This is a genomic window from Azonexus sp., from assembly GCF_030824335.1.
In the GTDB taxonomy this organism is placed as follows: domain Bacteria; phylum Pseudomonadota; class Gammaproteobacteria; order Burkholderiales; family Rhodocyclaceae; genus Azonexus.
In genome coordinates this window covers 68129-88258 of sequence record NZ_JAVBXX010000005.1, presented here as the reverse complement: position 1 = coordinate 88258, position 20130 = coordinate 68129, and the positions used below count along the sequence as shown (strand labels likewise).

The window sequence follows — 20130 nt, the reverse complement described above, 5'->3', positions numbered from 1 at the left end:
GACAGTCGTCGGGCCGTCAACGCCATCACCACTCCAGCCCGGGCATGGCTTTGACACCGACCTGGAAGGCATGTTTTTCCATGCCGATGTCGCTGACTGTGTCAGCGGCATCGCGCAGTGCCTGCGGTGCGGCGCGGCCGGTTATTATGACGTGCTGCATGACTGGGCGTGATAGCAGGCGGGCGAGTACCGCGTCGAGGTCGAGCCAGCCGTACTTGAAAGCGTAGGTCATTTCGTCGAGGACGAGCAGGCCAATTTCCGGGTTTTCCAGGTGCTGGCAGGCGACTGCCCAGGCGGCCTGAGCGGCTTGGGCGTCGCGTTCCTTGTCCTGGGTTTCCCAGGTAAAGCCTTCGCCGCCGACATGCCAGGCGACGTTGGGCTGCTGACGGAAGAAGGCTTCTTCGCCGGTGTCCGAACGGCCCTTGACGAACTGCACGACGCCGACCTTGATGCCGTGGCCGAGCGCGCGGGCCACGACGCCGAAGGCGGCAGAGGACTTGCCCTTGCCGTTGCCGGTGTTGACCACCAGCACGCCGCGTTCCTGCTGAGCGGCGTCGATCTTGCCGTCGACGACGGTCTTTTTTTTCTGCATGCGTTGTTCGTGGCTGATTGCCATGGTGTCTTACTCCGGGATGAAGCAGCGATGGCCGCCATCGTCGATCTGACGCAGGCCATAGCCGTAAAGTTCGGACAGCGTTTTTGCCGTCAGGATGTCGTCGACCGTACCCATGATGCAGCGACCGTCGCCATGTACCAGCAAGGCCCGGTCGCAGAAACGATGTGCCAGTGCCGGGTCGTGCAGGACCATGATGATGCCGGCGCCGCAATCGCGGGCGGCACCGGCGAAAAGCTGGAGGACGGCCATCTGGTGGTTGAGATCGAGATGGGCCAGCGGTTCGTCGAGCAGGTAGAGCGCCGCGGCCTGGGTGAGCAGCGTGGCAATGGCCAGACGCTGGCGCTCGCCGCCGGACAAGGTGTGGATCTGGCGGGTTTCCATGTCCTGCAGGCCAACGGCTTGCAGGGCACTGCGTGCCAGTTCGGCATCGCGTTTCGACTCCCAGTCCCAGCGGCCGAGGTGCGGGTGGCGTCCGGTGAGTGCCGTTTCCATGACCGTCGACCCGAAGGGGTCAGCCTGGAACTGGCCCAGCCAAGCGCGCCGCAATGCGGCTTGGCGCGGGGGGAGCAGAGCGCAGTCTTCGCCATCGAGCAGCACGGCGCCGGCTTGTGGCTGGCGCAGGCCGGCCAGCGTGGACAACAGGGTCGATTTTCCGGCGCCATTGCGCCCGAGGATGGCCAGCCGCTCGCCGGGGGCGAGACTCAGATTCATGCGGTCGACGACGGTTTTGCCGCCGATTTCAACGCTGAGTTGGCGGGCTTCGAGCAAGGGCGCACTCACTTGGCTTGTCTCGACAGCAGGAACAGGAAGACCGGCACACCGATCAACGCGGTCAGTACGCCGACCGGCAATTGTTGTGGTGCGATGAGGGTGCGTGCCGCCGTATCGGCCAGCACGAGTAGCGAACCGCCGGCTAGCACAGCGGCGGGCAGTAGCAGACGCTGGTCGTTGCCGGTCGCCAGGCGCACCAGATGCGGCACGACCAGTCCAACAAAACCGATCGAGCCGGCGGTCGTCACCGACGCGGCAGTGGCCAGCGAGGCCAGCAGATAAATGGCGTAGCGCAGCCGGTCGACCGCAACACCCAGGGCCTGTGCCTGCATCAGGCCGCGTGAGAGCAGATTGAGTTCGCGGGCAAAAGGCATCGCGCAGAGCAGGGCGACGACCAGTGCGAGCAGCGCCGGCCACCAGTCGAAGGTCTGCCCGAGATCGCCCATCAGCCAGAACAACATGCCGTGCAGCTTGCGTTCGTCGGCAATCGACAGCATCAGTGCAATCAGTGCACCGCAGCCGGCGGCGACGATGACCCCGGTCAGCAACAGGCGGGTCTGCGTCCAACTGCCATCGCCGTGGGCCAGCCCGAACACGATGAACATGGCGGCCAGCGCGCCGGCAAAAGCCAGCCCGTCGACGGCCAGCAGCGGCAGGCCAAACAGCATCGCAAACATCGCGCCGACGCCGGCGCCGCCGGAAATGCCCAGAATGTACGGGTCGGCCAACGGGTTGCGCAGCAGTACCTGCATCAGCGCGCCGGCCAGGGCGAGTAGGCCACCGCAGGCAAAGCCGGCGAGGGCGCGCGGCAGGCGGAGTTGCAACACCATGTCGGCCGCCCCGTCGCCGTAGCCAAACAAGGCGGCCAGAATATCGGCCGCTGCGACTTTCAGACTGCCGGCCGTCAACGCCAGCCCGAAACTCAGCACGGCCAGGAGGCCGAGGCTGGATAGGATCAGGAAGGCGCGATGACGGGAAGGCATGGTCGGTTACTTCGGACTATAGCGAATGCCGACAAACAAGTTGGCTTCTGCTGTCGCGTAATCGCGGACCAGTTCGTATTTCCTGTCGAACACGTTGTTGGCGCGGGCGAACAGACTCCAGTCCTTGTCCAGGCGATAGGTGCCGAACAGGTTGACGATGCCGTAGCCGGGCAAAACCTGGCTGTTGGCCACGTCGTTATAACGTTCGCTGCTGCCCTGGATTTCCGTGCCGACGTTGAAATCGCCGAACTCCCGGCTTAGCGCCAGCTTGGCGATGCGCTTGGCCCGGTAACGCAGGATCCGGTTGCGATCCGTGTCTTCCGGGTTCTGGAAATCGAGACTGCCGCTCAGTTTGAAGCCGTGCGCCAGTTGCCCGTTGTAGGCCAGCGACCAGCCACTGAGTGTCGCATTGGCAATATTCGACGGAATCCAGATGCCGCCGGCTGGGGCCCACTCGATCAGGTCGCTGATCTTGTTGCGGTAATACGTCACCGAGGCGTGGTGCTGGTTGGTTTCGTAGTGCAGTGCAGCTTCGCGGTTTTGCGATTTTTCCGGTTTCAGGTCGGGATTGCCGGAATCCGGCCAATACAGGTCGTTGAACGTGGGTGCTTTGAACGCGGTGCCGTAGGAGACGTTGGCGCGCCAGTCCTGGGTGATCTGGTAGCCATAGGCAGCGCTGCCGGTCGTATGGTTGCCGAACTGCGAGTTGTTGTCGCGGCGCACATTCAACTGGAAGCGATGGTCGGCCAGTTTGCCGGTCCAGCCCGCCAGGTAAGAATTGATATTGCGTTCCCGGACCGTGTAATTGGGTGATCCGGCAACGCCCTGTTCGACCCTTTCGGCGGCCAGTAGCGCCATGCCGAATGGCAGGGTGATGTCGTTTTGCCACTGCAGTTGGGTTTGTTCCGACTGGATGCGGGAGCCCAGCACCTTGTTGGTATATTGCCGGCTGCGGTCGATGCTCTTGCCGAGTTTGATCGTGCTGTTCCAGATTGAGGTCAGCTGGTTTCGGGAGTACAGGTTGGTGCCGTAAATCGTTTCGGTTTGCTTGAAGTCGCTGTTCTTCGGTGAGGTGTCATAGCGATTCCAGCCCTCGGAATACAAATAACTGGCACCCAGTTCATGGCCCGGGGCGATGGCATAGGACAGATTGCCCGACGAGCTGGTGATTTCGTAGCCATCTTTGTCCGGGTTGTAGGCGGAATTCTTTGGATTGCGAATGGCCGAGTAGGAGTCGCTTTCCTTACGCGAAAACTGGAAGTTGTAGCGCCAGGCATCCTGGCTGCCGCCAAAACCCGCAGCGAGTGATTTTGTGTTCCAGCTGCCGTAGCCGGCTTCGACAAACGGACGGAACGGGCCTTCGCCGCGCTTGGTGAAAATCTGGATCACGCCACCGATGGCATCGGAGCCATACAGCGACGAACAGGAGCCACGCAGGATTTCGACCCGCTCGACCTGTTCCAGTGGAATGAACCCCCAGGCCGGATAACCCGTGGTACTGGAGCCGAGACGCATGCCGTCGACCAGCACCAGCGCATGCGAATTATTGCTGCCGCGAATGAAAATGCCGGAATCGGTACCAACGCCGCCTTTGGCATTGATTTCTATGCCCGGCTGGCGGACCAGCAGGTCGTTCAAGGTCGCCGTCGGGCCCGCATTGCGGATTTCTTCCGCTTCGATCACGGTGGTGTCAAACAGGACTTCGTTGGCGCGCTGTGGCTGACGGGTGGCGGTGACCAGCACGGTGTCCAGTGCAGCGAGTTGCTCGACGGAATAGGCGGGTGCGCTCGGCAAGGCGAATGCGAGCGGCAGCAGTGCGGCCAATGGCTTCAAACGTGGATACATGTTTTCCCTTTCCTGGCAGGCGTCCCCGCATGCCGGAATGCATTGAAAAGAAAATGCCGGGGGAGAGAGCAGGTTGGAATAACCGGCGCCACCACCCCGTGGCACTTCCGCTAGGTGTGTAAGGCCGGTATCCGGGCTCGCAAGTCTTGACGTATCGCCTTCCCAGGTTTCCCCAGTGGCCTTGTGATACGTCCGCACTTGCTTACCGTTGCGGGGGCAGCAGCGGATTGGTCTCGTTGGAGACGCACCGCTTTCCCGTTTAACTGCGCTTGGTGAAACCTCGCGCAGCACCTGACACGGCGCGCATTCTACATGGCATTGCGCCGAGGTGCGAACCGGGCTTGGTTTCGTTGTGTATAAAACACTTTGAAAATAGCCGCTTAGTCCTTGACCGGGCGGCGTTTATCCCTCTATAGTGCGCGCCATGAACAGCGAATTTGAAGCGCTAGAAGCCAAGATCGAACAGGTCGTTGCCCTGGTTCACCAGTTGCGCGCCGAGAACGAGGTCTTGAAGAACCAGATGGCTGCAGCAGAGGAAGAGCGGCTGCATTTGCGCTCGACGATGACGGCTGCCCGTGAACGTCTGGAAGGCCTGATGGAAAAAATTCCGGAGGATGCATGAGATGAGCGCCGAGCCAAATTTCCTCGACGTCAAGATCATGGGGCGTGAGTATCGTGTCGCCTGTCAGCCGGATGAGCGCGATGCCCTGCAGGCAGCGGTCAGCTTGGTCGACAACAAGATGCGTGACATTGCCCAGCGTACCAAAAACACCATTGCCGAACGGGTTGCCGTGATGGCAGCGTTGAATATCGCACATGAACGCCTGGCGTTGCCAGCGCTCGGGGCTTCCGATGAAACGGTTGCGTCACCCGAGATGAAGCGTAGAATCGAAGACATGGGCGCACGGTTGGATGCCGTGCTGGAGCCCCGGCAACAGTTGGAAATCTGACTGTTGCGGGGTAGCCCGCCGAGTGTCCCCTGCGGTGTTTGTTAAGGCCATATATTCCTTGAACCAATGCTAATTGGCATCGGTTGCGGACCAAATGTCCGCTGTTGTGCGCGTTCTTCGTCGAATGTGCCTGATGCGGAAGGAAAGCAGCCACTCTGGACTCAGGTTCAGGATGCCGGCCTGACGGCACTCGCGGGGGCTTTTTTGCCGGGAAAGCGGCATTTGGCACAAGTTGCCAGAGGCGGCTTTTCCCCGCCCCCCACCTCCCGCCTGCTGTGTGCTAACGATATCCCGGAAGAAGATTGATGGAACTTGAATGGCTGGCCGCTTATCTGGTGCTGGGCGCCTTCGTCGGTTTTTTTGCCGGCTTGCTGGGAGTCGGCGGGGGCGGCATCATGGTGCCAATGTTGACCACGCTGTTTGCGGCCCAGGGCTTTCCCCATGAGCACCTGGTGCATCTCGCGCTCGGTACTTCAATGGCCGCCATTGTCATGACCTCGATTGCCAGCTTGCGCGCCCATCATGCCCACGGCGCGGTGCGCTGGGATATTGTGCGCGCGGTGACGCCGGGGATACTGGTGGGTACTTTTGCTGGCACTTTTATCGCCTCGCGTGTCGCCAGCGCGCCGCTGGCCATATTTTTCGGCTGTTTCATGGCCTATGTGGCCTTGCAGATGGTGCTTAACGTCAAGCCCAAGCCATCGCGAGAGTTGCCGGGGGCGGTTGGCCTGACCGGTGTCGGCGCTGGGATCGGGCTGGTATCGGCATTGGTGGCCATCGGGGGCGGTTCGCTTTCGGTGCCGTTCATGACCTGGTGCAATGTTAAAATGCAGAATGCGATCGGTACTTCCGCTGCCATTGGCTTGCCGATTGCACTGGCCGGGGCTGCGGGCTATTTGCTCAATGGTTGGGGATCAGCCGCTTTGCCCGAGTGGTCGGTGGGTTACGTCTATTTGCCGGCGCTGCTGCTGGTTAGTCTGGTTTCCAGTTTCACGGCGCCGTTTGGCGCCGCTCTGGCGCATCGTCTCCCTGTTGGGGTGCTGAAAAAAGTCTTTGCGGGTGTGCTGATTCTGCTGTCGGCAAAAATGCTGCACACTGTTTTCGGTAGCTGATTCAGCGCGCCTTGAAAGCTGGTTTGCGCTTTTCGAAGAAAGCCGCCAAGCCTTCCTTGTAGTCTTCCGTATCGAGAAATGCGAAAGATGCCGCTTTTTCGGCCTCCGATAGCGGTCGACCGTCGAGCAGGCGGTTAATCCATTGTTTGTGCCAACTGGCAACCAGCGGTGCGCCCTGGCTGATCCGGCGGGCCGTTGCGAAGGCTTCATCGTCAAGCTGGGCGTCCGGCACGATGCGGGTAAGCAACCCTTTGTCATAGGCTTCACGTGCCGTCAGAATGCGCCCTTCAAGCAGTATTTCCTTCAGGACGGCAGGGCCGGCGAGGCGCAGCAGGCCTTCCATTTCACCTGGATACATCGAAAAGCCCAGCTTGTTGATCGGCGCACCGAAGCGGGCGGTTTCACCGGCAATACGCAGATCGCAAGCGCCGGCGATTTCCAGCCCGCCACCAATGCAGGCGCCACGGATCAGCGCGATGGTGGGTTGAGGGCATTCGGCGATGGCCTTGAGTGCTGCGGCGACTTCGCCGTGATAGTGCAGTGCCTGGGCCAGCGTTGCCCGACCGGTGATGAATTCTTCCAGATCGCCACCTGCAGCAAACGCATCCGTACCGGCACCCTGCAGCAAAACACAACGAATATTGCGGTCGACCGCAATAATGCCCATGTTTTTACTGAGTTGTCGCCACATGGACAAGTCGATGGCGTTTAGCTTGCCGGGATTGTTCAGGGTAAGGGTGGCTATTTCATCGGCGATGGAGAGGTCGACACTGCTCATTTCTATGTTCCGGGAGGGCGACGCAAAGCTCAAAACCTGGGTGCGCCGTAAGGTTCTTATGTCTTACATAAGATACAATAATTGCGCCGGTTTTTACGGTAATTATTAATAAGGAGAATATAGGATGAGCAGCGTGATGTACGAGAGGATGCGGGTCAATCCCAAATTCCAGGAACTCGTCGCCAAAAGGGGACGTTTTGCCTGGACACTGGCCTTTATTGTTTTGACCATGTTTTATGGCTTCGTGATGGTGGTGGCATTTGCCCCGGCGTCGCTGGGTCAGCCGATTGCCGAAGGTTCGCGATGGACAGTTGGCGTGGTGGTCGAATTGTTTATGTTCATTTTCTTCTGGGTGTTGACCGCCGTGTATGTGCGTCGTGCCAATACCGAATTTGATGCACTGTCGCAGGAAGTGGTCAAAGCCGCCTGGAAGGAGAACAAATGATGCGCAAGATTATTTCCGCAATCGGGCTGCTGAGCCTTAGTACGCTGGCCATCGCCGCTGGCGATTCCCTCGGCCCGACCGAGCAGCAGGCGACCAACTGGCACGCTATCGTGATGTTCTGCATTTTCGTCGCCATGACGATGGGCATTACTTACTGGGCGGCCAGCCGTACCAAATCGACGTCGGACTTCTACACCGCCGGCGGTGGTATCACGGGCTTCCAGAACGGTCTGGCAATTGCCGGCGACTACATGTCTGCCGCCACGTTGCTCGGTCTGACCGCCATGGTTTACACGCAGGGTTACGATGGTTACATCTACATGCTTTGCTTCTTCGCTGGCTGGCCGATCATTCTGTTCCTGATGGCCGAACGCCTGCGTAACCTGGGCAAGTTCACCTTCTCCGACATTACCGCCTATCGCCTCGATCAGGGCAAGGTGCGGACGATGGCCGCGATTTCTTCGCTGGTCGTGGTTTGCTTCTACCTGATCGCCCAGATGGTCGGTGCCGGTCAGTTGATCAAGCTGCTGTTCGGTCTTGAGTACAACGTTGCCATCTTCGCTGTCGGTATCTTGATGATGGTGTACGTGACTTTCGGTGGCATGGTTGCGACGACCTGGGTGCAGATCATCAAGGCCTGCATGCTGCTCGCCGGCGGTACGCTGGTCATGTTCCTGGCCATGAGCCAGTTCAACTTCTCCTTCACCAAGGTGTTGGATAGTGCAATGAGCGTGCATAAGCTGGGTGAGAAGCTGATGCATCCGGGTAGCCTGCTGGCTGATCCGGTTACCGCCATCTCGCTGGGTCTCGGCCTGATGTTCGGTACTGCCGGTCTGCCGCACATCCTGATGCGTTTCTTCACCGTGACTGACGCCAAGGAAGCGCGCAAGTCGGTGCTTTACGCTTCGGGCTTTGTTTCCTACTTCTTCAACGTCATTTTCCTGATGGGCCTGACCGGTATCATCATTGTCGGCCAGAATCCGGAATTCTTTGAAGGTGGCGTGGTTGGCGGCAAGCTGATCGGTGGCGGTAACATGGTTGCCATGCACCTGGCCAAGGCTGTGGGTGGCGACATGCTGCTCGGCTTCCTGGCTGCGGTGGCTTTCGCTACCATCCTGGCGGTTGTTTCCGGTCTGGCGCTGGCTGGCGCATCCGCCATCTCGCACGACATCTACGCCCGCGTGATCATGAAGGGGACGGCCTCGGAAGCCACGGAAATTCGTGTTTCCAAGATCGCCACCATCTGTCTCGGTGTGGTTGCCATCATCCTGGGTATCGCCTTTGAAAAGCAGAATATCGCCTTCATGGTCGGTCTGGCCTTCGGTGTTGCTGCCGCTGCCAACTTCCCGGTACTCATCCTGTCGATGTACTGGAAGGGTCTGACGACGCGCGGTGCATTGATGGGCGGTTACGGCGGTCTGGTTTCCGCCGTGCTGTTCGTGCTCTTCTCGAAGTCAGTGTGGGTCGACGTGCTGGGCAATTCTGCCGCACTATTCCCCTACACCCAGCCGGCGCTGTTCGCCATGCCGATAGCTTTCCTGCTGGCTTACATTGGTTCGACGACGGATACGAGCGCCCGTGCCAAGACGGAAATCGAAGCCTTTGGTGATCAGTATGTCCGTGCCCAAACGGGTTACGGTGCAGCATCTGCTTCCAATCACTAAGCAACTTCTGTTGTAGATTCCGGCGCATTGTTGTTGCGCCGGTGAAAAGCCCTCCAGGTAATGCTTGGGGGGCTTTTTAACTTTTTTGTCCGGCAGTTTATGGCGTAATTATTACTAAGGTCGTATGCTCTACAACCAATAGAACGAATAACAGTGCTTGCAAAGCGTTTTTCCAAAGAGGAAGTAGCGCTTGAGGGGAGACCATGAAACGAGCGATAGCGCCAACAACTGTTGAGCGGATCATGCGGGAGGGAGATTTCATCGTCTCCAAAACCACGCCCAAAGGCATCATTACTTACTGCAACCCGATTTTTATCGAGTTTTCGGGTTATTCGGAAGCCGAATTGATTGGTATCCAGCACAATCTGATCCGTCATCCAGACATGCCGCGTGCCGCCTTCAAGTTGGCCTGGGACACTATTCAGTCCGGTCGGGAATTCTTTGCTTACGTAAAAAACATGGCGAAGGATGGCAGTTATTACTGGGTGTTTACGCATATCGCACCGGATTTTGGTCCTGGCCGAAGTATCGTCGGCTATACCTCGGTGCGTCGTTGCCCCAAACGGGATGCGGTGCAGAAAATCGAGCCGGTTTACCAGCAGATGCTGCAAGCCGAGCGTAATGCCGGCAGTCGCGATGCGATTGCGGCGGGTACCAAGGTGCTGGTGGATGTCATGCAACAATCAGGAATGGGCTATGAAGAACTCATCTTCTCCCTTTAACGGGCCGCTGTTGGCTGGCCTTTTTGTCGTACTTGGGGGCGGTGCCGCTTTTTGGTCACCGTGGGCTAGCTTGGGCTGCCTCTGTCCGGCATTGCTTTGCCTGCTTTGGCCGAGAAAGAGCACCTCTCCCTTGCAGGAGCTGGACAAGCTGCTGAATCAAGGTAGCGACGGCAATCTGGTTTCTCGTATGCCCAATGCGCTCAAGGACCCGATGCTGGAAAGTATCCGGATCAACCTGAACTCGGTGCTGGATCAGACGGAAAGCACTTTTCGCGAGATTCTTGGCGGTCTTGAGGCGTCGACCGAAGGCCGTGGTTGGCGTCGCCTGCAGACAGCAGGTTTGCACGGTGCATTCCGTGACGTTCTCGAACAAATGCAACTACTGCTGGATCGTCTTGATGCCGCTCAGGAGTCTGTGGCTCGGGAAGCGCTGTTGTCGCGCATTTTCCTTCGTTCGGAGCGCGGCTTGTCGATGGCGATTCAGCATGTAGGCAGCGCGCTGACCGAGGTTGAAAAGCATTCGGCTGACTCGGAAAGTCTGTCCACGGAGTTTGCCCAATCTGCCTCTGCCATGTCCGATGCCGCGACCCGCATGTCCGCCGCCTTGGGCGAGGCACAAGGGGCTGCCGAAAGCGGTACTTCGGCATTGGAGGACCTGAACGGCAAGGCGCTTGCCATTCGGGACCTGACCGGACGTATCGATGGTATTGCCAAGCAGACCAATCTGCTGGCCTTGAATGCGGCGATTGAGGCGGCACGGGCGGGTGAGGCTGGCCGGGGTTTTGCGGTGGTTGCCGATGAGGTCAGGAAGCTGGCCGATCAGTCGCAAATCGCCGCCGAGGAAATTGCCAAAGCGATTTCGGCCATTTATTTGTCGATGGAAAGCGCAACCGCGCAGATTCGCCAACTCAATCATTCGGTTTCAGGCGCGCGGTCAACGGCCGACGAGTTCGGCAATGAGCTTGCCCATTCCGCCAGTTCGGCCACGCAGGTCGGTGCATTGACCGCCGCCATCGGGGCTGGAACCCGGGCGATGGAGGATTACATGCATCTGGTCGCCTTGGCCCAAAATGCCCGGGCCGATGCAAACAGTATCTTGAATGGGCATGAAATCAACATTGCCAGTCTTTCCGAAATGGAGCAGCAGGCAGTTTCAATCGTTCGTTCGCGTCAGTGGGTCAAAGGCAGCGCTGACCGCGAAGCGCTGGTCGCTATTTACGATTCTTTGTTTGCCAACATAGAAGCACAAATGCGCTGATCGCCGGCTGGGCTGTGCAAAACCTGCTACCGCAAGTAAGCCGGAAGCAGTTTGCTGCGGTCAACGGTGCGTAATGGGCGTTTTACCCAAGCTTCGTGTTTTTGCTGTCCATTTTGGCCAGCGCTTCGCGGCCGGACAGTAGATGGTCGTGCATTTCTTTTTCAGCTTTCTCGCTATTGCCGGCTTCGAGCGCCGCCATGATTTGCCGGTGTTCGTCCAGCGATTGCTGCAGGCGGCCTTCGAGTGACAGCGAATGCAGGCGGGAAAGTTTCAGCACCTTGCGCAGATCCTGAATGACCGAGAGCAGCCAACGATTGTCGGCAATTTCCTGAATTCTCCGGTGGAATTCCTGATTGGCTTCGAAGAAGGCATCAATCCGTCCATCACGCGCTGCCGATTCAAGTCTTTCGTGAATGGACTTCAGGTCGGCAATGTCGGCAGGCTTGGCGCGTCTGACCGCGTCAGCGGCGCAACGACCTTCCAGCATGGCCATCAACGGGAAAATATCATCCAGATCGCGGCGGGAAATTTCGGTGACGTAACAGCCGCGCCGTGGCTTCAGTTCAACCAGACCTTCGGATGCCAGTACTTTCAGCGCTTCGCGTAGTGGTGTACGGGAAATGCCGTACTGTTCGGCAAGCATTTGCTCGTCTATCCACATGCCGGGCGTCAGCTCGTGAGCAAAAATGCGTTGGCGCAGTCTTTCGGCAACTTCCTGATAAAGCGCGGTGGGGGCGATGCGGGTCATGGTTCCGGTGTGGTGACGACAGGAGGCTGGGTACGTAGTCGTACTTGCTTCCATAATTATGGATACAGTATTATGTGAGGCTAGCTATGTCAAGCCGGGTGCGAAAGCGTAGAATTTTGTATTCTGCATTATCGGCCCGAAAAAATCGAATCGGCGAGAGGTGTTTCATGTCTGAAAAATTCTTTGATTCCCACAACCTGGACGTATGGGAAAAGGCTGCGGCCAAGCAATCTCCAGGTGGCGACGTCAATAATCTGGTCTGGAATACCCCGGAAGGCCTTGCGGTCAAGGCCTTGTACACGAAAAAGGACGTCGAAAGTCTCGAGTTCGCCGACACGCTGCCGGGCGTTGCGCCCTATCTGCGCGGCCCGCAACCGACGATGTATGCAGTCAAGCCGTGGACCATTCGCCAGTACGCCGGCTTCTCCACTGCCGAAGCCTCCAATGCCTTCTACCGCAAGGCGCTGGCCGCCGGTGGTCAGGGCGTTTCCGTTGCTTTCGACCTGGCGACGCACCGTGGCTATGACTCCGATAACGCCCGGGTGACCGGCGACGTCGGCAAGGCCGGCGTGGCGATCGATTCGGTTGAAGACATGAAGATCCTGTTCGACAGCATTCCGCTCGACAAGGTCTCGGTGTCGATGACGATGAATGGCGCCGTGCTGCCCATCCTCGCCGGCTACATCGTTGCCGCCGAAGAGCAGGGTGTCAGCCAGGACAAGCTGTCCGGCACCATCCAGAACGACATTCTCAAAGAATTCATGGTGCGGAACACCTACATCTATCCGCCCAAGCCGTCGATGAAGATCATCGCCGACATCTTCGGCTACACGGCGCAGCACATGCCGAAGTTCAACTCGATCTCGATTTCCGGGTATCACATTCAGGAAGCCGGCGCCAACCAGGCCATCGAGCTGGCCTTCACGCTGGCCGACGGCATGGAATACGTGCGCACCGGCATCGCTTCCGGCATGGATGTCGATACCTTTGCCGGCCGTCTGTCCTTCTTCTGGGCCGTCGGCATGAACTTCTATCTGGAAATCGCCAAGATGCGCGCCGCGCGCCTGTTGTGGCACCGCATCATGACCAAGTTCGAGGCCAAGAGCCCGAAGTCGATGATGCTGCGCACGCACAGCCAGACTTCCGGCTGGTCGCTGACCGAACAGGACCCGTACAACAACGTCGTCCGGACCACCATCGAAGCGATGGCTGCCGTCTTCGGTGGCACCCAGTCGCTGCACACCAACGCGCTCGATGAAGCGATCGCGCTGCCGACCGAGTTCTCGTCGCGCATCGCTCGCAACACGCAGCTGATCATTCAGGAAGAAACCCACATCACCAATGTCGTTGATCCGTGGGCCGGTTCCTACATGATGGAAAAGCTGACCCAGGACATGGCCGACAAGGCTTGGAGCATCATCGAGGAAATCGAGGCGATGGGCGGCATGACCAAGGCCGTCGAATCCGGCTGGGCGAAGATGCAGGTCGAAACTTGCGCCGCCGACAAGCAGGCGCGCATCGACTCCGGCAAGGACGTCATCGTCGGCGTGAACAAGTACAAGCTGGCCAAGGAAGACGCGATCGACATCCTCGATATCGACAACCATGCCGTGCGTGATTCGCAGATTGCCCGCCTCAAGCAGATCCGCGCGACGCGCGATTCTGCTGCGGTCGACGCTGCTTTGGCCGCATTAACCAAGGCTGCCGAAACCGGTGACGGCAACCTGCTCGACCTGACCGTCAAGGCCATGCGCCTGCGTGCCACGGTCGGTGAAGTGTCGGATGCGCTGGAAAAGGTCTTCGGCCGTTTCCGCGCCAACAACCAGACCATTTCGGGTGTCTACGGAGGTGTCGTGGAAGGTCAGGAAAGCTGGGAACAGATCAAGGCCGATGTCGCCAAATTCGCCGAAGAAGAAGGCCGTCGTCCGCGTATCATGATCGCCAAGCTCGGCCAGGACGGTCATGACCGTGGCGCCAAGGTAGTTGCCACCGCCTACGCCGACCTCGGCTTCGATATCGACATGGGACCGCTGTTCCAGACGCCGGAAGAAGCCGCCCGCCAGGCCATCGAAAACGACGTGCACGCCGTCGGCGTGTCGTCGCTGGCCGCCGGCCACAAGACCCTGCTGCCGCAACTGGTGCAGGCGCTGAAGGCGCAGGGCGGTGACGACATCATCGTCTTCGCTGGTGGCGTGATTCCGGCGCAGGACTACGATTACCTGTTCAATGCCGGAGCCAAGGCCGTTTTCGGTCCGGGAACCCGGATTGAGGATTCGGCCGTCAAGGTGCTCGAAGAAATCCGCAAGGCGCGCGCTTAAGCCCGGATGAAACTGGACGAAGCGCCCGTGCGAGCCAATCTCCTGTCCGCTGCCGACCAGACCCTGGTCGACGGTGTGCTGGCCGGCCAGCGTCGTTCGCTGGCCAAGGCGATCACGCTGATCGAGTCGACCCGTGGCGATCATCAGCAGCGCGCGCAGCAGGTGCTGAACGCGCTGTTGCCGAGTACCGGCAACGCTATCCGCATCGGTATCTCCGGCGTGCCCGGTGCCGGCAAATCGACCTTCATCGAGGCGCTCGGTGTCTGGCTGATCGAACAGGGCAAGAAACTGGCGGTGCTGGCCGTCGATCCCTCGTCTTCGGTGTCCGGCGGTTCCATCCTCGGCGACAAGACGCGCATGGAGTTGTTGAGCCAGCGTGAAGAAGCCTTCATCCGGCCGAGCCCATCGTCCGGTTCGCTCGGCGGCGTTGCCGAGAAGTCGCGCGAAGCCATGCTGCTGTGCGAAGCGGCCGGCTACGATGTGATCATCATCGAGACCGTCGGTGTCGGTCAGTCGGAAACGACCGTCGCCGGCATGGTCGACATGTTCTGCCTGCTGCAGTTGCCGAATGCTGGTGACGATCTGCAGGCGATCAAGAAAGGCATCGTCGAGATTGCCGACATGGTGGTCATCAACAAGGCTGACATCGACAAGCAGGCGACTGCCGTCGTCCGTGCCCAGTGGCGCAACGCGCTGCACATGCTGCGGCCGGCGTCTCCCAACTGGTCGCCGCCTGTGATCGCGCTGTCGGCCTTGCACAAGCAGGGTATCGTCGAGTTCTGGGCCGAGGTCGAGAAATACCAGGCGGCCTTGAAGCCGACCGGCGAGTTCGCCGCCAAGCGCCAGCATCAGGCGCTGAGCTGGATGTGGCAATTGATCGATTCCGGCTTGCGCCAGCATTTCCGGCATCACCCGCGGGTGCAGGAAAACCTGCCCGCTTTCTCACTATCCGTTGAACAGGGCCATACGACGCCGGCAGCTGCCGCGTATGCCTTGCTCGATTATTTGAAACACTAAGTTCCAAATCACCCGTTCCACTCAGGGAGTTTTCTATGCACGACATCATCCGCCAGCTGGAAAAAAAGCGCGAAATGGCCCGCCTCGGCGGTGGCCAGAAGCGTATCGACAGCCAGCACAAGAAGGGCAAGCTTTCCGCCCGTGAGCGTCTCGAACTGTTGCTTGATCCCGGTTCTTTCGAAGAATGGGACATGTTCAAGGAACACCGTTGCGTCGATTTCGGTATGAACGAAGCCGAAAAGATTCCGGGTGACGGTGTCGTGATCGGTTACGGCACGATCAATGGTCGTCTGGTTTTCGTCTTCTCGCAGGATTTCACCGTGTTCGGCGGCTCGCTGTCGGAAACCCACGCCGAGAAAATCTGCAAGGTCATGGATCAGGCGATGAAGGTCGGTGCGCCGGTGATCGGCCTGAACGACTCGGGCGGCGCCCGCATCCAGGAAGGCGTCGCCTCCCTCGGTGGCTATGCAGACGTGTTCCAGCGCAACGTGATGGCTTCCGGCGTCGTGCCGCAAATCTCGATGATCATGGGGCCCTGTGCCGGTGGTGCGGTCTACTCGCCGTCGATGACCGATTTCATCTTCATGGTCAAGGACTCGTCCTACATGTTCGTGACCGGTCCGGAAGTCGTCAAGACCGTGACCCACGAAGACGTGACCGCCGAAGAACTGGGTGGTGCAGTGACCCACACCAGCAAGTCCGGTGTCGCCGATCTGGCCTTCGAGAATGACGTTGAAGCACTGGCCATGCTGCGTCGCTTCATGAATTTCCTGCCGGCCAACAACAAGGAAAAGCCGCCGGTCACGCCGACCAACGATCCGGCCGACCGCATGGATTATTCGCTCGACACCCTGGTGCCGGATAACGCGAACAAGCCGTACGACATGAAGGAACTGATCATCAAGATTTCCGATGACAGCGACTTCTTCGAAATCCAGCCGGATTACGCCAAGAACATCATCGTCGGCTTCTCGCGCATCGATGGCCATCCGGTCGGTATCGTCGCCAACCAGCCGCTGGTTCTGGCCGGCTGCCTGGACATCAAGTCGTCGATCAAGGCTGCCCGCTTCGTCCGTTTCTGCGATGCCTTCAACATTCCGGTCGTCACCTTCGTCGATGTCCCGGGCTTCATGCCGGGTACCACGCAGGAATACGGCGGCATCATCAAGCACGGCGCCAAGCTGCTTTACGCCTACGCCGAATGTACCGTGCCGAAGGTTACCGTGATCACCCGCAAGGCCTACGGCGGTGCCTACGACGTGATGTCGTCCAAGCACCTGCGTGGCGACGTCAATCTGGCCTGGCCGTCGGCTGAAATCGCCGTGATGGGTCCGAAGGGCGCCGTGGAAATCATCTTCCGCGAAGAAAAGAACGATCCGGAAAAGCTCGCCCAGCGCGAAGCCGAGTACAAGGAAAAGTTCGCCAACCCGTTCGTGGCCGGTGCACGTGGCTTCATCGACGACGTCATCATGCCGCACGCGACCCGCAAGCGGATCGCCCGTTCGCTGGCCATGCTGCGCGACAAGAAACTCGAAAACCCGTGGCGCAAGCACGGCAATATTCCTCTGTAAGCGTCAGGGAGAAAAAGGAACATGTTCAAGAAAATTCTGATTGCCAACCGCGGTGAGATCGCCTGCCGCGTCATCAAGACCGCCCGCAAGATGGGCATCCTGACCGTTGCCGTTTATTCCGAAGCCGACAAGGATTCGCTGCACGTCGATCTGGCTGACGAAGCCGTCTGTATCGGTCCTGCCGCCTCGAAAGAGTCCTATCTGGTTGCCGACAAGATCATCGCCGCCTGCAAGCAGACCGGTGCTGAAGCGGTTCATCCGGGTTATGGCTTCCTGTCCGAGAACGCCGCGTTCTCGCGCCGTCTGGAAGAAGAAGGCATCAAGTTCATCGGTCCGAAGCACTACTCCATCGCAAAGATGGGCGACAAGATCGAGTCCAAGAAGCTGGCCATCGAAGCCAAGGTCAATACCATCCCGGGCCACAACGATGCCATCGATGGCCCGGATGCTGCTGTCGAAATCGCCAGGAAGATCGGTTACCCGGTGATGATCAAGGCCTCCGCCGGCGGCGGTGGCAAGGGTCTGCGCGTCGCTTACAACGATGCCGAAGCGCACGAAGGTTTCTCGTCCTGCGTCAATGAAGCCCGCAATTCTTTCGGCGACGACCGCGTCTTCATCGAGAAGTACGTGCTCGAGCCGCGTCACATCGAAATCCAGGTGCTCGGCGATTCGCACGGCAACTACGTCTACCTGAACGAACGTGACTGCTCGATCCAGCGCCGTCACCAGAAGGTCATCGAAGAGGCGCCGAGCCCGTTCGTCGATCCGGAAATGCGCAAGGCGATGGGCGAACAGGCCGTGGCTCTGGCCCGTGCGGTGAATTACGAATCGGCCGGTACGGTCGAATTCGTCGTTTCCGGCGCGACCAAGGAGTTCTACTTCCTGGAAATGAACACCCGCCTGCAGGTGGAACACCCGGTTACCGAACTGATCACCGGCCTCGACCTGGTCGAGCAGATGATCCGCGTTGCCTACGGCGAAAAGCTGCCGCTGACCCAGGCTGAAGTGAAGATCGACGGCTGGGCGATGGAGTGTCGGATCAACGCCGAAGACCCGTTCCGCGGCTTCCTGCCGTCCACCGGTCGTCTGGTCAAGTTCCAGCCGCCGAAGGAAGATGCGGGCCATGTCCGTGTCGATACCGGTGTCTACGACGGTGGTGAGATCTCGATGTTCTACGATTCGATGATCGCCAAGCTGATCGTGCACGGCGCCACCCGCGAGCAGGCGATTTCCCGCATGCGTGATGCGCTGAACGGTTTCGTGATTCGCGGCATTTCGTCGAACATTCCGTTCCAGGCCGCACTGATGCAGCATCCGGTCTTCCATTCCGGCATCTTCGACACCGGTTTCATCCCCAAGCACTACCCGACCGGCTTCGATGCCTCAATGGTGCCGCACGATGATCCGGCGCTGCTGGTTTCCGTTGCTGCCTACGTTTACCGTGCCTTTACCGACCGCTCAGCTTCTATTACCGGTCAGTTGCAGGGTCATGAACGTCTGGTTGGCGATAAGTGGTGTGTCGTTCGCCTGAACCCGAATGGCAACGAAAGCCACCACGTTGTTGCCCGCCCGATTCCTGGCGGTTACCACGTCGAGTATAACGGCGAGCAGTACGAGATCCTGTCTGACTGGAAGCTCGGCGAGTCCCTGTTCAACGGCACTTGCAATGGCGAAGAATTCACGCTGCAGGTCGAACGGCACAAGACGAAGTACTCGCTGTTCCATTGGGGGACGCGTGCCGACTTCATGGTGATGAGCGCGCGTGCTGCTGAACTTCTGGCATTGATGCCGGAGAAGGCTGCACCGGATCTGTCCAAGTTCCTGCTCTCCCCGATGCCTGGGCTGCTGCGCGAAGTTGCCGTAACGGTCGGTCAGGAAGTGAAGGCTGGCGAAAAGCTCGCCGTGATCGAAGCCATGAAGATGGAAAACATCCTCAAGGCCGATCAGGATTGCAAGGTCAAGAAAATCTCCGCTGCTGCCGGCGAGAGCCTTTCTGTCGATCAGGTGATCATCGAGTTTGAATAAGATTCGCGGATAAACTGCACGAATAAACAGTATTCTTGCGGTCAACCATCAAAAAGGCCTGTTTTCGAACAGGCCTTTTTTACTGAAAGAAACCATGAGCAGCTTTGAACATTACGAACGGGAATTGAGCGAGTTAGACCATGAAATCCGCAAGTACGCGATGCTTTGCGGGGTCAACCTCAATAATCGTTATGAAATCGACGCCTGTCTTAACGAGCACCATGATGCCTGGAGTGATGATAAGGCGCGCGAAACGCTTAAGGGGCTGCTTATCCTGCGCATCAAGGTGGAAACGGAAATGATCGAGAACGGCGAAACGCCGCCCTCGTTCCTGCTTTCCCCTCTAGCCGAATAATCAGCCGTCAGCGTTGATCCGGGTGATCAATGCCTGCAACGTCGCAACCGCCTGATCGTTGGCTACCTGGCAGGTGCCGGCTGCATGATGGCCGCCGCCACCGTATTGCAGCATCAGTTCCCCAACGTTGGTCTTGCTGCCGCGATCAAGAATCGATTTGCCGGTAGCAAAAACGGTATTTTGTTGCTGCAGGCCCCACAGCACATGGATGGAAATGTTGGTTTGCGGGAACAGCGCATAAATCATGAAGCGATTCGTCGCGTAGATGGTTTCTTCATTGCGCAGATCGAGTACCACCAGATTCTTGTGCACCGTCGAGCAACGCAGGATCTGTTCCTTGGCCTTTTCGGCGTGATCGTTGTACAAATCGACCCGCTCACGCACATCGGGCAGCATCAGGATGTCGTCGATGCCGTGATTCCGGCAATATTTGATCAGGTCCATCATCAACGCGTAATTGCTGATGCGGAATTCGCGGAAACGGCCGAGGCCGGTGCGTGCATCCATCAGGTAATTGAGCAATACCCAGCCCGTTGGGGCGAGGATTTCGTCGCGGCTGTATTGTGCGGAATCGGCCTTGTCTACCGCTTCCATCATGTCATCGGTGATGTTCGGGAAGGCTTCCTTGCCACCGTAGTAGTCATAGACCACGCGGGCCGCTGACGGTGCTTTCGGGTCGATGATGTGGTTCTTGCGTTCGCCGGTATTGCGCAGGGTTTCAGAGAGGTGGTGGTCGAAGGCAATGTGCGCTGCTGCGACGTAAGGCAGATTGGTCGTGATATCGCGCGGGGTGATGTCTACCTTGCCATCCTGCATGTCTTTGGGATGGACGAACTTGATGTCGTCGATCAGATCAAGTTCGTTCAGCAGGACAGCACAGACAAGCCCGTCGAAATCGCTGCGGGTGACGAGGCGGAATTTTTCTTGTGACATTCGTGAGGTCTCCGGAGAC

19 protein-coding genes, 1 other RNA gene and 1 riboswitch are annotated in these 20130 nt (G+C 58.8%); of the genes, 13 read left to right on the top strand and 7 right to left on the bottom strand.

All coding sequences use genetic code 11. The annotated features are described in order from the left end of the window. Window positions 1-25: 25 nt before the first annotated feature. Genes cobO through RCI20_RS02115 form a run of 4 tightly spaced genes read right to left on the bottom strand, consistent with a single transcriptional unit; the run spans window position 26 to window position 4215 of the window. Window positions 26-616, bottom strand: coding sequence for a cob(I)yrinic acid a,c-diamide adenosyltransferase (gene cobO / locus RCI20_RS02130; protein ID WP_306602855.1), 591 nt, complete (start codon window positions 614-616; stop codon window positions 26-28). A gap of 6 nt (window positions 617-622) precedes the next feature. Beyond that, window positions 623-1396, bottom strand: coding sequence for an ABC transporter ATP-binding protein (locus tag RCI20_RS02125; protein WP_306602854.1), 774 nt, complete (start codon window positions 1394-1396; stop codon window positions 623-625). Then, on the bottom strand, window positions 1393-2370 hold the full coding sequence (locus RCI20_RS02120) for an iron ABC transporter permease (protein ID WP_306602853.1): 978 nt from the start codon (window positions 2368-2370) through the stop codon (window positions 1393-1395). Before RCI20_RS02120 ends, RCI20_RS02125 begins: the two co-directional genes overlap by 4 nt. A gap of 6 nt (window positions 2371-2376) precedes the next feature. Next, window positions 2377-4215, bottom strand: coding sequence for a TonB-dependent receptor domain-containing protein (locus RCI20_RS02115; RefSeq protein ID WP_306602852.1), 1839 nt, complete (start codon window positions 4213-4215; stop codon window positions 2377-2379). A gap of 104 nt (window positions 4216-4319) precedes the next feature. After that, window positions 4320-4525, bottom strand: a riboswitch (cobalamin riboswitch). A 114-nt stretch (window positions 4526-4639) separates the two neighbouring features. Between RCI20_RS02115 and RCI20_RS02110 the strand changes: the two genes are divergently transcribed. The 4 genes from RCI20_RS02110 to RCI20_RS02095 all read left to right on the top strand — a co-directional run bounded on the left by RCI20_RS02110 (window position 4640) and on the right by RCI20_RS02095 (window position 6277). Beyond that, window positions 4640-4837, top strand: a complete 198-nt coding sequence (locus tag RCI20_RS02110) for a hypothetical protein (RefSeq protein ID WP_306602851.1) — start codon at window positions 4640-4642, stop codon at window positions 4835-4837. Between the two features lies 1 nt (window position 4838). Further along, on the top strand, window positions 4839-5165 hold the full coding sequence (locus RCI20_RS02105; protein ID WP_306602850.1) for a cell division protein ZapA: 327 nt from the start codon (window positions 4839-4841) through the stop codon (window positions 5163-5165). 23 nt (window positions 5166-5188) lie between these two features. Then, window positions 5189-5368, top strand: a non-coding RNA gene (gene ssrS / locus RCI20_RS02100) — 6S RNA. A 102-nt stretch (window positions 5369-5470) separates the two neighbouring features. After that, complete coding sequence (locus tag RCI20_RS02095; protein ID WP_306602848.1) at window positions 5471-6277, top strand: sulfite exporter TauE/SafE family protein; 807 nt, start codon at window positions 5471-5473, stop codon at window positions 6275-6277. 1 nt (window position 6278) lies between these two features. Here RCI20_RS02095 and RCI20_RS02090 read toward each other — a convergent pair whose 3' ends face one another. Further along, the gene (locus RCI20_RS02090; protein ID WP_306602847.1) at window positions 6279-7055 is read right to left on the bottom strand and encodes an enoyl-CoA hydratase/isomerase family protein; all 777 of its coding nucleotides are present in this window, start codon (window positions 7053-7055) and stop codon (window positions 6279-6281) included. Window positions 7056-7179: 124 nt separating this feature from the next. Here RCI20_RS02090 and RCI20_RS02085 point away from each other — a divergent pair, with 124 nt between their 5' ends. The 4 genes from RCI20_RS02085 (at window position 7180) to RCI20_RS02070 (ending at window position 11144) form a co-directional block, all read left to right on the top strand. Beyond that, window positions 7180-7500, top strand: coding sequence for a DUF485 domain-containing protein (locus tag RCI20_RS02085; protein WP_306602846.1), 321 nt, complete (start codon window positions 7180-7182; stop codon window positions 7498-7500). Next, on the top strand, window positions 7497-9164 hold the full coding sequence (locus RCI20_RS02080) for a cation acetate symporter (RefSeq protein ID WP_306602845.1): 1668 nt from the start codon (window positions 7497-7499) through the stop codon (window positions 9162-9164). Before RCI20_RS02085 ends, RCI20_RS02080 begins: the two co-directional genes overlap by 4 nt. A gap of 203 nt (window positions 9165-9367) precedes the next feature. Continuing rightward, a complete protein-coding gene (locus tag RCI20_RS02075; RefSeq protein ID WP_306602844.1) occupies window positions 9368-9886 on the top strand; it encodes a PAS domain-containing protein in 519 nt (172 codons plus the stop codon). Next, window positions 9861-11144 (top strand): methyl-accepting chemotaxis protein, encoded by a 1284-nt coding sequence (locus RCI20_RS02070; RefSeq protein WP_373691458.1) that lies wholly within the window; start codon window positions 9861-9863, stop codon window positions 11142-11144. Before RCI20_RS02075 ends, RCI20_RS02070 begins: the two co-directional genes overlap by 26 nt. An 82-nt stretch (window positions 11145-11226) precedes the next feature. On the opposite strand, the gene RCI20_RS02065 is transcribed toward RCI20_RS02070, so the two are convergent. Beyond that, window positions 11227-11892 (bottom strand): GntR family transcriptional regulator, encoded by a 666-nt coding sequence (locus RCI20_RS02065; RefSeq protein ID WP_306602841.1) that lies wholly within the window; start codon window positions 11890-11892, stop codon window positions 11227-11229. 167 nt (window positions 11893-12059) lie between these two features. Here RCI20_RS02065 and scpA point away from each other — a divergent pair, with 167 nt between their 5' ends. From scpA to RCI20_RS02040, 5 genes are all read left to right on the top strand, one after another. Next, a complete protein-coding gene (gene scpA, locus RCI20_RS02060) occupies window positions 12060-14210 on the top strand; it encodes a methylmalonyl-CoA mutase (RefSeq protein ID WP_306602840.1) in 2151 nt (716 codons plus the stop codon). Window positions 14211-14237: 27 nt separating this feature from the next. Next, window positions 14238-15227, top strand: coding sequence for a methylmalonyl Co-A mutase-associated GTPase MeaB (meaB, locus tag RCI20_RS02055; RefSeq protein ID WP_373691457.1), 990 nt, complete (start codon window positions 14238-14240; stop codon window positions 15225-15227). A gap of 35 nt (window positions 15228-15262) precedes the next feature. Continuing rightward, window positions 15263-16798, top strand: coding sequence for an acyl-CoA carboxylase subunit beta (locus RCI20_RS02050; protein WP_306602837.1), 1536 nt, complete (start codon window positions 15263-15265; stop codon window positions 16796-16798). A 21-nt stretch (window positions 16799-16819) separates the two neighbouring features. Beyond that, window positions 16820-18823, top strand: coding sequence for an acetyl-CoA carboxylase biotin carboxylase subunit (gene accC, locus RCI20_RS02045; protein WP_306602836.1), 2004 nt, complete (start codon window positions 16820-16822; stop codon window positions 18821-18823). A gap of 94 nt (window positions 18824-18917) precedes the next feature. Beyond that, entirely contained in the window at window positions 18918-19178 is a 261-nt protein-coding gene (locus tag RCI20_RS02040) for a hypothetical protein (protein ID WP_306602835.1), read from the top strand. Here RCI20_RS02040 and RCI20_RS02035 read toward each other — a convergent pair whose 3' ends face one another. After that, complete coding sequence (locus tag RCI20_RS02035) at window positions 19179-20111, bottom strand: exopolyphosphatase (protein ID WP_306602834.1); 933 nt, start codon at window positions 20109-20111, stop codon at window positions 19179-19181. It abuts the gene before it with no gap. Between the last annotated feature and the right edge of the window lie 19 nt (window positions 20112-20130).

Coding starts and splice junctions, on each gene's coding strand:
- cobO (WP_306602855.1), bottom strand. CDS start 616: ATGGCAATCAGCCACGAACAACGCATGCAGAAAAAAAAGACCGTCGTC.
- RCI20_RS02120 (WP_306602853.1), bottom strand. CDS start 2,370: ATGCCTTCCCGTCATCGCGCCTTCCTGATCCTATCCAGCCTCGGCCTC.
- RCI20_RS02115 (WP_306602852.1), bottom strand. CDS start 4,215: ATGTATCCACGTTTGAAGCCATTGGCCGCACTGCTGCCGCTCGCATTC.
- RCI20_RS02110 (WP_306602851.1), top strand. CDS start 4,640: ATGAACAGCGAATTTGAAGCGCTAGAAGCCAAGATCGAACAGGTCGTT.
- RCI20_RS02105 (WP_306602850.1), top strand. CDS start 4,839: ATGAGCGCCGAGCCAAATTTCCTCGACGTCAAGATCATGGGGCGTGAG.
- RCI20_RS02095 (WP_306602848.1), top strand. CDS start 5,471: ATGGAACTTGAATGGCTGGCCGCTTATCTGGTGCTGGGCGCCTTCGTC.
- RCI20_RS02090 (WP_306602847.1), bottom strand. CDS start 7,055: ATGAGCAGTGTCGACCTCTCCATCGCCGATGAAATAGCCACCCTTACC.
- RCI20_RS02085 (WP_306602846.1), top strand. CDS start 7,180: ATGAGCAGCGTGATGTACGAGAGGATGCGGGTCAATCCCAAATTCCAG.
- RCI20_RS02080 (WP_306602845.1), top strand. CDS start 7,497: ATGATGCGCAAGATTATTTCCGCAATCGGGCTGCTGAGCCTTAGTACG.
- RCI20_RS02075 (WP_306602844.1), top strand. CDS start 9,368: ATGAAACGAGCGATAGCGCCAACAACTGTTGAGCGGATCATGCGGGAG.
- RCI20_RS02070 (WP_373691458.1), top strand. CDS start 9,861: ATGAAGAACTCATCTTCTCCCTTTAACGGGCCGCTGTTGGCTGGCCTT.
- RCI20_RS02065 (WP_306602841.1), bottom strand. CDS start 11,892: ATGACCCGCATCGCCCCCACCGCGCTTTATCAGGAAGTTGCCGAAAGA.
- scpA (WP_306602840.1), top strand. CDS start 12,060: ATGTCTGAAAAATTCTTTGATTCCCACAACCTGGACGTATGGGAAAAG.
- RCI20_RS02050 (WP_306602837.1), top strand. CDS start 15,263: ATGCACGACATCATCCGCCAGCTGGAAAAAAAGCGCGAAATGGCCCGC.
- accC (WP_306602836.1), top strand. CDS start 16,820: ATGTTCAAGAAAATTCTGATTGCCAACCGCGGTGAGATCGCCTGCCGC.
- RCI20_RS02040 (WP_306602835.1), top strand. CDS start 18,918: ATGAGCAGCTTTGAACATTACGAACGGGAATTGAGCGAGTTAGACCAT.
- RCI20_RS02035 (WP_306602834.1), bottom strand. CDS start 20,111: ATGTCACAAGAAAAATTCCGCCTCGTCACCCGCAGCGATTTCGACGGG.